This is a genomic window from Trichocoleus desertorum AS-A10 (assembly GCF_039962155.1).
Classification (GTDB): domain Bacteria; phylum Cyanobacteriota; class Cyanobacteriia; order FACHB-46; family FACHB-46; genus Trichocoleus.
The window spans coordinates 241,251-254,659 of record NZ_JAMPKN010000005.1 but is presented as its reverse complement, the minus strand read 5'-3'; the positions used below and the strand labels follow the sequence as shown (position 1 = coordinate 254,659).

Genomic DNA, 13,409 nt, shown 5'->3' with positions numbered 1-13,409 from the left:
TCGCGGTCTACATCGGTGTCATTGGCAATAACATTGATGAGAATGGCTCCGTTGTCCTCGTTGATCGTCTGACTGTCATTGCGAGCAATGGGAGCATCGTTAATCGAGTTGACCCCGACACTGACCGTGGCCGTGGCAGTGGCACCAGCAGCATCACGAACGGTGTAGGTGAAGCTGTCAGAGCCGTTGAAGTTGGTCAGCGGTTGATAGGAGAAGTTGCCGTTGCCGAGGTTCCTCACCGTACCGCGACCCGCTTGAGTGAAGCTGAGAACGCTAAAGGTACTGTCAGCATCGGTGTCATTGGCAATGACGTTGATTCTGCCTAGGGTGTCTTCGTCTAGGGTTAGCTCATCATTGACGGCCAGAGGAGCGTCATTGAGGGAGCGAATGACGATGTTGACCGTGGCACTCGCAGAGCCACCTTGACCATCATCGATGACGTAGGTAAAGCTGTCAGAGCCGTTAGCATTGGGATTCGGCTGGTAGCTGAAGGTACCATTGTCGACGAGTAGCGTCCCCTTGGTGGTCTCTGTGAAATTAATCACAGTCAGCGCGTCCCCATCAGCATCGGTGTCATTGACCAGGATGTTGATAGGAGTAGCCGCAGCGTCTTCGTTGATCGTCAGGGTGTCATTGCGGGCAATGGGAGCATCGTTAACCGAGTCGACAGTGACATTCACTGTGCTTGTGGCAGTAGCGCCTCTGCTATCACGAATGGTGTAGGTGAAGCTGTCAGAGCCGTTGAAGTTAGTCAGTGGTTGGTAGGAGAAGTTACCATTGCCGAGGTTTCTCACCGTGCCACGGCCCGCTTGAGTAAAGGTGAGAACACCAAATGTATCGTTATCAACGTCGCTATCATTAGCTAGGACGTTGATGGTGCCTAGGGTATCTTCGTTGGTAACTAGGTCATCACTAATGGCTGTTGGAGCGTCATTGCCAGGCCGAATGGTGAGATTGACAGTTGCTGTGGCTGTGCCTCCGCGACCATCATCAATGACATAGGTGAAGCTATCAGAGCCATTGAAGTTTTCATTGGCTTGATAAGTGAAGGTGCCATCAGTATTGGGTGTCAGGGTACCATTGGCAACTTCAGTAAACTCAGCTACATTCAGCGGATCGCCTTCAAGGTCAGTGTCGTTAGCTATCACACTAAAGGTGAACGCTGTGTCTTCATTACCCGTGAACCTGTCATTTCTAGCAATTGGTGCGTCGTTGACGTCTTCTACGGTAATGTTGACGGTGGCTAGAGCGGTGCCGCCTCTGCCGTCATTGACTCGGTAGGTAAAGCTATCGCTACCAGAGAAGTTGAGCCTTGGTGTGTAAGTAAAAACGCCGTTGTTGTTGTTGACAACGCTACCATTTCTAGGATTAGTCCCTACAGAGAATGCTAGTGAGTCACCATCGACATCGCTGGCATTATCTAGCAGGTTAATGGCGATCGCGGTTTCTTCACCAGTGCTGACATCTTCATTCGTTGCGACAGGCCGATCATTAACAGGTGTGACTGTTAGCAGAACCGTTGCTTCAGCTGTACCCCCTTGAAGATCATCAACTACATAAGTGAAGCTGTCAGTGCCGCTAAAGTTAGTAGTTGGTGTGTACGAGAACGTACCGTCACCGTTATTAACAACAGTGCCGTTAGTTGGGTCAGTGTTGCTTGATACGGAGAGGGGGTCACGATCAACGTCACTGTCGTTGGCTAATACATTTGGAATCGTGACAGATCCAAGGACTGGGTCTTCACTGGTGGTGAAGCTATCATTCCGGCCTACTGGAGCATCGTTGACATTATCAACAGTAATTGAAACCCTAGAAGTAGCCGTTCCTCCCCTACCATCGCTGACCGTGTAGGTGAAGCTATCACTGCCAAAGAAGTTAACATTTGGTGTGTAGTTAAAAGTTCCATCACCGTTGTTAGTAACCGCTCCATTTCTAGGATTGGTTGCAGTAGCAAACGTGAGAACATCTCCATCAACATCACTGGCGTTATCAGTGAGGTCAATTGTGATTGCTTCTTCCTCATTCGTGGTAACTGCATCAGGCGTTGCTGTAGGCCGATCATTAATTGGGTTGACCGTCATAATGACCGTAGCTGAACTGATGGCACCGGTTGGATCAGCAACGGTATAGGTAAAGCTATCTGTCCCACTAAAGTCAGTGGGAGCCTGGTAAGTGAAGCTGCCATTGTTATTGACAACGACGGTTCCGCCTTGGGCGCTGTTAGTTTCAGAAACACTAACAATCAGGCGATCGCCATCAATATCCGTGTCGTTTCTGAGGACGCCATTCGTAGCAGTGATCGAGAGCCGAGTGTCTTCATTAACGGTGTAGGCGTCATTCCGCGCTGTAGGAGCATCGTTAACGGGCGCGATCGTAAGATTGACAACGCCATTTGCGGTACCACCTCGACCATCACTAATCGTGTAGGTAAAGCTATCTGTCCCACTGATGTTGGTGTTTGGTGTGTAGAGATAGGTGCCATCTCCTTGATCTACCAGTGAGCCCCGACCTGGTTGAGCAAAGCTGGTAATGAATGGAACGTCTTCATCTGGATCAGAATCATTACTGAGCAGCGTCGGATCAATCGTGATCAGCGTTGGAGTGTCTTCATTGACAGCGATCGCATCGTTGCCCGCAATGGGAGCATCATTAGTCGAATTGACAACAATGTTAACCGTTGCGCTAGCTGTGCCGCCGTTAGCGTTATCTCTAATTGTGTAGGTAAAGCTATCACTACCGTTAAAGTTGGCATTAGGCGTGTATGTGAACGTCCCACTGCCATTACGGCTTAGACTGCCTTGGGTAGGTTGGCTAAACGTATTGATGCTAAACGGATCGCCGTCACCATCATTGTCATTCGCCGTAAGAAGATTACTGCCGAAACTGAGTTGTGCATCCTCATTAGTTGCGATCGTATCGTTATTGGCAACCAGAGGATCTTGTACAGAGTTGACGATGATGCGAACAGTCGTTGAAGCCACGCCACCATTGCCATCACTGATGGTGTAGCTAAAGCTATCCGAGCCATTGAAGTTAGCCCTAGGCGTATAAACAAACGTGCCATCACCTGCGCTAGTTAGTGATCCATTGGCTGGCTGCGTGTTACTAAGCAGCGTAATTAGATCACCCTCAGTATCAGTGTCATTGGCAAGTACGTTGAAGCTAGCGCTAGCTGTATCTTCATCCGTCGTGACACTATCAGCATTAGCAACCGGAGGTCCATCGTTAACTGAATTAATAGTCAGATTAACGACTCCCAAGGCAGTACCACCGTTGCCGTCGCTGACAACGTAGGTAAAGCTATCCGTGCCGTTGACATTGGCGTTTGGTGTGTAAGTAAAGGTGCCGTTATTGTTGGTTAATGAACCCCTAGAGGGCAAACCTACGCTTGTAATCGAGAGGATATCACCTGGGTCTGGATCGCTGTCATTTCTCAGAAGCGCCGCACCACTAATCAGAACTGCGGTGTCTTCGTTCGTGGTAAAAGCGTCATTACCAGGTACGGGAGGTCCATCATTAACTGGAGCAACTGTAAGGTTGACTATGGCAGAAGCATTACCACCTTTGCCGTCGGTGATGGTGTAGGTAAAGCTATCCGTACCACTGTAATTGGGGCTAGGCGTATAGGTCAGGAATCCATTGCCGTTGTCAACAACTCGACCATTCCCTGCTTGCGAGAAGCCAGTAATGATCTTGGGATCTCCATCGGCATCGGAATCATTTGCTAATAAAGTAGCAGTGCTAATGGCGAATGCCGTATCTTCAGTCGCGCTAACAGCATCATTGGTTGCTACAGGGACGTCGTTAATGGAATTAACGATTAGCCTAACTGTGGCGGTTGCACTGCCACCTGCACTATCCTGAATCCTGTAAGTAAAGCTATCAGTGCCGTTAAAGTTAGATCCAGGGTTGTAAGTGAATGTCCCATCCCCATTGCCAACGACGCTGCCTTGGCTAGGTTGAGTAAAGCCGTTTAGGAAGATTTGATCGCCATCTGGATCAGTATCATTCCTGGTTAAGTCAGTAAACCTGAATGGGAATGGTGTGTCTTCATTCGTGGTAAACGCGTCGTTACCAGCGATCGGTGCGTCTTGGATTGAGTTGACAGTAATGTTGACTGTTGCAGTCGCTGTTCCTGTGCGGCCATCGCTAACGACATAAGTAAAGCTATCGTTGCCGCTAGTATTAGCGTTCGGTGTGTAAGTTAGGGTGCCGTTGTTGTTGGTAACAGTACCTTTGCTAGGTTGACCAAAACTAACCAGGGTCAGTGGATTACCATCTGGGTCACTGTCATTGGCCAAGGGATTGACTGTGCCCGGCGTATCTTCGTTGATCGTCAGCGCATCATTGTTTGCGACTGGGTCTAGGTTAACTAAGTTAACGGTTAAGTTAACGGTGGCAGTGGCGGTTCCTCCTTTCCCATCACTGACGAGATAGGTAAAACTATCAGTACCAAAAAATCTTGCTGTAGGGTTGTAAGTAAAAGCACCATTGTTGCTAGTGATCGTGCCGTTACTAGGCTGACGACCGACCCCTGTTACTAAGAGAGTATCCCCATCCCCATCACTGTCATTGATGAGTAAGTTAGCAAAGCTAAGAATGAGAGGTGTATCTTCATTCCCTGTGGCAGTATCGTTTCCAGCAGTAGGAACATCATTGACTGGATTGACTGTGAGGGTGACTGTACTGCTCGCTACTCCACCAAAACCATCACTGACTGTGTAGGTAAAGAAATCAGTGCCGCTGAAGTTGGGGCTAGGAGTGTAGGTAAATGTGCCATCTCGGTTGTCAACCAACGTCCCATTAGCAGGGAGCGTGAAACCTGCGATCGCAAGTGCGTCTCCATCGCGATCGCCATCGTTTGCTACCAGGACAGGCGTGATCGTGACACTATCTTCGTTTGCAGTAAAACTATCCCCATTAGCAACTGGCGGCGTATTAATAGCAGCGCGACCTTCTCGCCGACCAAATAGGATGTAATGCCGGAAACCACTCTCAAAGAATCCACTTGTAACCGCATTGGCTACATCTGGGTTGTGGGCTAAATAGAACTGCTCATTGTAGAGAAGACTAGGATCGCGGGTGCCGACTGTATCAGTCTCGAACTGACCGAAGCGAACAAAATGTTCGTATCCACTACTGAATTGCCCGCCTTGAACCCCTGAGGTGACATCTGTGTTATTGGCTTGGTAGAAAGCCTCATTAAATATAGGACTGGGAGAGCGCGTGGAGGGAGCTTCTACTGATCCAGGATTTTGGCCCAACTCAGATTGCCCAAACTGAATGAAGTGCTGAAACCCACTCCTAAAAACTCCTGCTTGGACAGCTGCTGCAATATCTGGATTGTTGGCTAGATAATAACCTTCATCATAGAGAGGGCTAGGAGCACGACTAGGGCTGCTACTTAACTCAAACTGGCCAAACTGAATGAAGTGCTCAAAACCACTGCTAAAAAATCCTTGGCGAACGGCTTCTGCGACATCTGGATTGTTGAAGAGGTAATAACTCTCCTCGAACAGGTCGCTGATACTCAGGGTCATGCAATTTACCTACTACTGAAGCGCGAAGTTAAGATGAAAAGCTGAAATACAAAAAAACTGAAAATTTTTAAAGAGGCACCAATATGAATCAGGATGGACAGAATTGGTGTCAAAATTAACACTGTGACGATCTAAAAATTATTTCGAATTGTCAGTAACTCCAAAGGCGTAGGGAAATGTGTTTCGATTTCTAACGAAGTTGGACTATTTATTGCGAGAGACACTGCTTGGCCTTCGTCGGGGAGGGTGGATGAACTGGGCTGCGGTCAGCACTGTAACTGTGTTGCTCTTCCTGTTTGGCATTAGCTTACAAGCTTCTTGGCAACTGGAAGGCCTGTTGGGTCAATTTGGTAGCCAGTTAGAGGTGTCGGTTTACCTGAATACAGGGGTGGAGGCAACAACACTGGAACCTATTGTGAAGGCACTGCCAGAAGTAATTGCTGTAAAAGCAATTTCTAAAGAGGAGGCTTGGGCCGCGTTAGTCAAAGAAATGGGAATCTCAGACATTGCGGGTGCAACGCAGCAGTTAAACGGCAATCCCCTTGCAGATGAACTCAAGGTGAAAGCCCGCACCTCTGAGGGCGTACCAACTTTAGCCGAGCAATTGAGAAAATTGCAAGGTGTTGAAGAAGTTCGATACGTGGATGAAGCCGTTAAGCGTATTGCTCAACTCAATCAGGGATTGAATTGGATTAGCTTCACGATTACAAGCGTATTAACACTGACTGCGATCGCTGTAATTACAACCACGATTCGCCTAATTGTGATGGCGAGGCGACGGGAGATCGAGATCATGCAGTTGGTAGGCGCTACTACAGCCTGGATTTATCTACCCTTTATTTTGCAAGGGATTACTTTTGGCATTGCTGGTGCAGTTGTGGCTTGGGGTTTGATTAGCGCTGTCCAGCATTTCCTCGGAAACCTGTTAGCTCAACAACCCGACCTGATCCAGTTTCTAACAGATGGCGTACAACTCAGCCCTATTAAGCTGCTCTTATTGCCGCTAGTCCTCCTCAGCTTCGGCGGGTTAGTTGGTCTCATGGGTAGTTTATTTGCGGTGCGTCGCTTTGCCGTTCGCTAAGAGTAAAGATGAAGTCTCAGTGGGAATGCTTGCTAGAAAATCTGGGGGACTGGCAGGGATCATTTAGCCAGCTTGGGCCTGACGGAGAAGTCTTAGTGAATACGCCTACCCTAGTTGCCTTTGAAGGGATTAATAATAATCAAACGATGCGGCAATTGGTGCGCCGCTTTCTGCCAAGTCAAGACGCTTCTGGAAAGCCAGAAATCCAGGACAAGATTTTAGAATACAGCTCTCTCAACCGAGGGACTCTCTTCTTTGAGAATGGTGCTTTCTCGCAAGGCTCCATGCAGTTCGGGCCGTTTGCAGAGTTTGGTGCTGAGTTAGGTCTAATTGCTGGGGACCAACGATTACGTTTGGTGCAGTTATTTAACCGAGATGGAAATTTACATCAGTTGACTCTGATTCGAGAAACCCGAACTGGAACGGAGGTGGTTGAGCGGCCTCTGCTACGGTTGCCTGACTTGTTGGGGGAATGGCAAGGGGAGGCTGTGACCATTTATCCGGATTGGCGATCGCCCGATACCTATCCCATTCGCTTAAAGCTGCATCAAGAGAGTCCTGAGCGACTAGTACAGCAATTAACTTTTGGAATAGGAGATGCAGCTCGGACCATTACTTCAACAGCAAGGATTGATGGGTCTATCCTTCATTTTGACCAAAGTGCTCAGGCAGTACGGGTTTTGTTGTTACCCAATGGGGCTTCTTCTAATTGTCCTCAGCATCTGAAAGTAGGGCAGCCGTTTGTCCTAGAGGTTGGCTGGTTAATTGAGCCTGATTTGCGTCAACGCATGGTCCGCCGCTACGATGCCCAGGGAGGTTGGAGCAGCCTCACCCTAGTGACCGAGCAAAAAATTGCGGCTGCAAGCTGAACTAGCTGAATCAGTCGATACTGACGCCTCTAAAGGTTGTTGGACGTTTGCGCCCTACCACAGGCGCGACCTCAACTTCACGCGCTTGAACTCGATGGGGCTGGAAGTACTTTTGCCACATATCGGGAGCATTCAAAGTTTCACCACCGTGAGATGTGAGACGTTGCCGCACTTTACAGAGCACTGGCGTATTGATGCAAGCTCCTGAAATAATCACTTGTCCCTTAGTCAGGGCAGGTAACTCCTTTAGTAAGTCTCGACCTGCTGCTTCAACGCCGTACTTCAAACTTTCCTGATCTACTGGGTTGACAATCCGCATCAGAAACTGACTCATACATTGAGACAGAACGTCAGCATCCAACTTGCCAGGACGCTGCGTGATCAGCCCTACCCCTAAGCCAAACTTGCGCCCCTCGCTCAAGATTGTCCGCAAGACAGCTTTACAACGAGAAGGCTCGTGAGCTGGAGCAAAGCGATGAGCCTCTTCGATCAAAATAAACACAGGGTAGGGCAAATAGTTTTCGTCTTCAGGTGTCAACAGTTCCTTCTGCGTGTTCATGCGAGCATGGTTGGCTTGACGCAAGACAGCCGCACAAATCACCTGTTGTTCTTCTTGGCTAATCTCGTTCATTTGCAACACAGTGACTTGTCCGGGGGCAAACAAATCTTTAGGAGTCAGGTGCTCGAAGGCATGAAAATAGGGCGATCGCTCTAGTCGCTCTAACTTCCATTCCAGCGCAGGGGCTGAAGAACCTGCTTTCTCATTTCCTTCTTCATCGGTTTGTTTATCTGCTTCGTAGACCGCAGCAATCAAGTCTTGTACATCCCAGCGATACTCCCCGCGTTTATGCCGTTTGACTAAGTTGAAAGCTTTGTTCAGAATTGACTGCTGGCGATCGCTCATCTCTGGCAACAACATCAAAATGTCGTAATAGTCCAAAGAAGAAATGCGAATTCGGATACTATCGGGCCGTAAAATCTTCACTTCAGGTGAATAGCCATCAGCAGCAAAAGCAGGATGGCCGCGCATTTGCTCCAGTGTGCTGTATTCACCGTGAGGATCGAAAATCAGTACCGCTGCTCGATTGTAGGGCCGCAACAATTCCTCAACGAGCACCCCAGCAGTGTATGACTTGCCAGATCCTGTACCCGCTAGAATCGCCATGTGCGTGCTCACCAGCTCTTTCACATCTAGCACGATCGGCACCGCTTCACCTTCGCGTAGCAAAATTGAGCCGATCTGAGCTGCTCCAATGTCTTCAGGCTGCTTTTTGTTGAGAATTGTTTGAAGTAGTGCGTCGCTGGCTAAATGAACTTTCGCCCCTGGATCAGGGCTTTTACGAGGATTCATGAATCCCAGATTACGATCGAAATAACCAATGACTTCGACAGTTACCTCGTAAATTTCAGGATTGGGATAGGCAAAGCCCACCAAAGCTGCGATCGCGTCTGGACTAATTTCTGTATCGGCAAAAATGCGATCTGGTAGGTGATCAATCAACCGCAGAGCAGCAATTTTGCCCAAAATTTGAAGCGTGATTTGTGCCTTATCCCCGGCTGCTTTAAGTGTGGTCTCATAGTAGACAAACTCACCAATCTTGACCTGCTGATTATCCGTAGTGATAAACACGTACTGATTCCCATTCTCCCCTGGCCCTTTTACTGTTCCAATCACGTTGGGGATAGGCTGCATAGCCGAAGAAAGTTGTTGTGAGTTCATACGGAGTCTCTACAGCAAGAGCAGTTCTTATGTATCAACATAACGGTAAAGCTGGCAATATTTGCCTCTAATCAAAAATCGCCGCGAAATCACGGTTACTTTTACCACTGAGGCCAGGGTAATCTGAGCGAGCGGAATATTAAGAACAAGCAAAGAATAAGCCCGAAAAACAACTCCTGACTTGCTCTAAATTAATCAAGCCAACCTGCTAGAGACTAAGTGCAGATGGGAACCTTAACCTTAAGCGGGGTGGCTACGTAGGTAAAGCTAGCTGAGAATTTGTAGTTCATGATGGACTCCCAGGAAACAAGAGAATTCGCCGCGCAGCACTCAGCAAGTGTTTTCAAGCATCATGGAACTCAAAGCCAACTCCGGCATGCTCCACCTTTAGAAACGTTGCTACCTGTAGAATCGCAAGTTCCTGTTACTAAAACAGGTGCTTTGCGATCGCCTGATTCGACGAACCTGGTTTTGGCGCAGGACACCCTGTCTCTATCCATGCCCCATGTTGTAGGCTACGTTCCCCTTCTGCAAAAGCTAAGTCATATTTTGGTGACTGCGGCTGAACCAGAAGTGATTTTACAGAAAATTACCCAAACTTTAGGTCAAGCATTTGAGGCAGATTGTTATCTGGCTGTTTGTCCCAATAGCCAATTCTTGCCTCACTCCATTTACTGGTGGCAGGCAGCAGAGGACATAGTTGTCCACCAGCCTCAAGCTCGGCTGGCTAAACATCCAGCGCTAAAGACTATTCTTAGCAGTAGCTCCGCTGAGTTATGTAATATTTCTGATTTAGCAGCCATTCCATGTGAGACGGGTGCCAAGAATCAATGGGATGGTCCATCAGTTCGGGCTCTTTTAGGCAGTACAACTCAATTTCACGGTCAGCAAAATGGGGTGGTTGGTTTATTTCGATCGCAAGCTCACCATTGGACAGCTACAGAAATGGCGAATTTGAATGGCGTGTTACCCCAAGTCGCGATCGCCATTTCCCAATTTTATACTCAACATCAAATTCAGCAGCAAAACTGTCGGCAAGCCTTGATTGAGCAGTTGACTGTAGCCGTTCGCAATGCTTTAGAACTAAATCAAATTCTAAAGTTAGCTACTAAGGGAGCTGCCCAAGCTCTACAGGTAGACCGCAGCTTGCTATTAATGCTCAAATACTCTGACCCAATGGTCAAAAGCCGATCCCTAGAGCGATCGTTCAGAGTTAAAGCTTCAGTTGTGTGTGAGTGGCTGAACCCTACTCCAAACAGTCATAATCAGTCACCTGTTTTGGCTCCAGTACTGAATGAAGGATTCTGGATTTCAGAATGTGTCCTGAGTCAGCAAGCATTTTCCAATCCCAGCAAGCTAGTAGTAGTAACCAACGGATACGAATCTTACCTCACAGGTCCTCCAGAGGGCGTGGCTTCAGTTTTTGCCCCAGAGACTTTTCCTGCTCTCGTGATGGTGCCTTTGGAAAGCCAGGGAACGATTTTGGGATTTTTGATTTTACAGCATAGCCAACCTCGGAGTTGGGAACCCGAAGAATTAAAATTGCTGGAGTTAGTCGGGGCGCAAGTGAGCACCGCCATTATTCAATCTCAGACTCTGCGACAAGTACAAGCTTTAGTAGAAGAGCGCACTGCGCAATTAAAGCGGAGTCTAGAGGTTCAAGCAAAACTTTATGAGCGAACTCGCAAACAGATCGACCAACTGCGCCAGCTCAATCAGCTTAAGGATGAATTTTTGAGCACCATGAGCCATGAGTTGCTCACTCCTTTAACCAGCATGACTTTAGCAATTCGGATGTTGCGGCAAGCAGAGCTGTCGCCGGAGCGCCAAAATAAATACCTTGATATTCTGGAGCAGCAATGTAATCAAGAAACAAACTTGATCAATGACCTGCTAGCTTTACAAAAACTAGAGTCTAATCAAGCTTCTGTTTATCTGCAAAAAGTTGACTTCAAAAGTTTGATTGGTGAACTAGTAGAATCCTTTGAAGAAAGGTTGGCAAGTAAAGGCTTAACTCTCACTACTGACTTACCAAAGCGATCGCTAATCTTACAAACCGATTACGACAGCTTAAACCGTATTTTAGTAGAACTGCTAACCAATGCTGGCAAGTACGCAGAGCCTAACAGCATCATTCGTCTGGTTGTCGCCCATCCATCTGAGTCGTCAGACAACCAAATAGTCTTAACCTTGTGCAACACAGGTCCTGGAATTGCAGAGGAAGAACTGCCCTACATTTTTGATAAGTTCCGTCGAGGCCAAGGCGTAACTCAACGAGCAGTGCAGGGAACAGGCTTGGGGCTTGCTTTGGTGAAATGTCTAGTCCAACATTTGAATGGTGCGATCGCGGTCGCCAGTCATCCTCTGCCCGCAACAGACAGTTGCGAAACTTGCTTTACATTAACTTTGCCGCACACTTTCAATAGTGCTAATCCCTAATCTTCAAACTTGTAGTTTTGATCGGAAAAACTTGTGATTAATGAATTCACTTCCAACTTAGATTCTGACTTATCAGCAAATGCTGAAGTTCAAGCAGCAATGCTGAACCTGACCACCGAAGTTGTTGACCTAGCACTGCTTCAAGCCGTAGAAGTTAAGACTGAGCAAGTTGAAGGAAGAAAGCGAAGAATCTCTGCCAAAATATCCATTCCTCGTCAAGTGGAACAAGTTTGGCAAGTTCTGACTGACTATGCAGCCTTGGCTGAATTCATTCCTAATCTAGGTAAAAGTGAGCGCTTAAAGCATCCTCAAGGCGGAATTCGCTTAGAACAGATCGGTACTCAACGTCTGCTACGGGTTAACTTCTCAGCTCGGGTTGTCTTAGATATTGAAGAAGTATTTCTGCAAGCAATTCACTTCAATATGGTTGAAGGAGACTTTAACGCATATTCAGGCTGTTGGCGGCTGGAACCTGAAACGAAAGAAGATGGGTCAGGTACCAGCCTTAGCTATACCGTATTAGTCTGGCCTAAACGGACAATGCCGATTGTCTTTTTAGAGCGCTGCTTACAGCACGATTTGCCGTTAAATCTCTTAGCTATTCGTCAGCGAGTGGAAGAGTTATTTAGCTAAGTACTTACAGAGCAATAAATCAAGCTTACTTTTAGCAGCTTCTGAAATTTTATCTAGAGGTGTGAGAATGGCATACTTCAAAGCTGAGTGAGCATCAGAAGTTGGCGGATTTTCACTAAGACGACGTACCGTTTCCTGAATCACTCGCTGAGCGTTAACTGCATTGCGCTGCAAGTTAGCAATCACCATCTCTACCGTCACACTGTCGTGATCTGAGTGCCAACAATCATAATCTGTAACCAGCGCTAGGGTCGCGTAAGCAATCTCTGCTTCTCTCGCCAACTTTGCTTCTGGCAAGTTGGTCATCCCAATGACAGTAGCATCCCAGCTGCGGTACAAATGCGATTCAGCTTTGGTAGAGAATGCGGGCCCTTCCATACAGACGTAGGTGCCGCCTTGGTGTAGGGTTACATCCGGCAAATTCAAGCTATTGACACCATCTGCTAAAACTTGAGCAAGGCGCAGACAAACTGGGTCGCCAAAGGCAATATGAGCCACGATGCCATCGCCAAAAAAGGTAGAAATACGGTTTTTAGTGCGGTCAATAAACTGGTCGGGCACCACCATATCTAGCGGTTTAACTTCTGCCTTTAAGGAACCAACAGCGGAAGCTGAGATTAAATACTCTACGCCCAAGCTTTTCATGGCGTAGATGTTGGCTCGAAATGGGAGTTCCGATGGTAGAAGATGATGGTTTCGGCCATGACGTGCCAGGAATGCAACGCGAGTTCCTTCTAAGCTTCCTAAAATGAGTGCGTCTGAAGGCGGGCCAAATGGTGTTTCTATATGTAACTCTTCTACATCCTTCAAAGCTTCCATCTTGTAGAGGCCGCTTCCACCAATGATGCCGATCTTTGCCTGAGCCATTTTTATTTCCCTGTATTTCCCAAGTAGCATCGCCAAGCTATTCTACTGGCAAGAGAGACATTCGTTATATAAGCACAACCTATAGTTTTAGGTGAAATCATAAAACGATTTTATGAAATGTCCTGATGCCTGCTAAGTTTGTGGTGCATCAAGATAATTCTTATGAGCATGTCTGGTGACCCAAAATCAGGTTCCGTAGAAATGCAGTTGTTGGGGATTCGGGATAAAGAATAACTTTAATGTGCAACTGTATAGCCCAA

At 47.5% G+C, this 13,409-nt stretch carries 7 protein-coding genes; 4 read left to right on the top strand and 3 right to left on the bottom strand.

Annotated features, from left to right (window positions below; genetic code table 11):
* Positions 1–5,540, bottom strand: a 5,540-nt coding sequence (locus NDA01_RS10750) for a beta strand repeat-containing protein (protein ID WP_348227928.1), incomplete at its 3' end; no start/stop codon positions are given.
* 250 nt (positions 5,541–5,790) lie between these two features.
* On the opposite strand from NDA01_RS10750, the gene NDA01_RS10745 reads away from it, so the two are divergent.
* Both NDA01_RS10745 and NDA01_RS10740 read left to right on the top strand, forming a co-directional pair.
* Positions 5,791–6,621, top strand: coding sequence for a cell division protein FtsX (locus NDA01_RS10745; RefSeq protein ID WP_431193372.1), 831 nt, complete (start codon positions 5,791–5,793; stop codon positions 6,619–6,621).
* Between the two features lie 8 nt (positions 6,622–6,629).
* Positions 6,630–7,490, top strand: a complete 861-nt coding sequence (locus tag NDA01_RS10740; protein WP_348227926.1) for a DUF3598 family protein — start codon at positions 6,630–6,632, stop codon at positions 7,488–7,490.
* Between the two features lie 10 nt (positions 7,491–7,500).
* Here the strand turns inward: NDA01_RS10740 and NDA01_RS10735 are convergent, their stop codons facing one another.
* Positions 7,501–9,210 carry an ATP-binding protein gene (locus NDA01_RS10735; RefSeq protein WP_348227925.1) on the bottom strand — a complete coding sequence of 570 codons (1,710 nt, stop codon included), beginning with the start codon at positions 9,208–9,210 and terminating at the stop codon, positions 7,501–7,503.
* Positions 9,211–9,498: 288 nt separating this feature from the next.
* Here NDA01_RS10735 and NDA01_RS10730 point away from each other — a divergent pair, with 288 nt between their 5' ends.
* Both NDA01_RS10730 and NDA01_RS10725 read left to right on the top strand, forming a co-directional pair.
* Positions 9,499–11,649, top strand: coding sequence for a GAF domain-containing sensor histidine kinase (locus NDA01_RS10730; RefSeq protein ID WP_348227924.1), 2,151 nt, complete (start codon positions 9,499–9,501; stop codon positions 11,647–11,649).
* Between the two features lie 33 nt (positions 11,650–11,682).
* A complete protein-coding gene (locus NDA01_RS10725; RefSeq protein ID WP_431193371.1) occupies positions 11,683–12,282 on the top strand; it encodes an SRPBCC family protein in 600 nt (199 codons plus the stop codon).
* Here the strand turns inward: NDA01_RS10725 and NDA01_RS10720 are convergent.
* A complete protein-coding gene (locus tag NDA01_RS10720; protein ID WP_348227923.1) occupies positions 12,271–13,149 on the bottom strand; it encodes an S-methyl-5'-thioadenosine phosphorylase in 879 nt (292 codons plus the stop codon). The two genes, NDA01_RS10725 and NDA01_RS10720, sit on opposite strands and share 12 nt — an antisense overlap.
* Positions 13,150–13,409 lie beyond the last annotated feature (260 nt).

Bases quoted from the DNA above. Each gene is read 5' to 3' on its own strand.
- NDA01_RS10735 (WP_348227925.1), bottom strand. From the start codon at position 9,210: ATGAACTCACAACAACTTTCTTCGGCTATGCAGCCTATCCCCAACGTG.
- NDA01_RS10745 (WP_431193372.1), top strand. From the start codon at position 5,791: ATGAACTGGGCTGCGGTCAGCACTGTAACTGTGTTGCTCTTCCTGTTT.
- NDA01_RS10740 (WP_348227926.1), top strand. From the start codon at position 6,630: ATGAAGTCTCAGTGGGAATGCTTGCTAGAAAATCTGGGGGACTGGCAG.
- NDA01_RS10720 (WP_348227923.1), bottom strand. From the start codon at position 13,149: ATGGCTCAGGCAAAGATCGGCATCATTGGTGGAAGCGGCCTCTACAAG.
- NDA01_RS10730 (WP_348227924.1), top strand. From the start codon at position 9,499: ATGATGGACTCCCAGGAAACAAGAGAATTCGCCGCGCAGCACTCAGCA.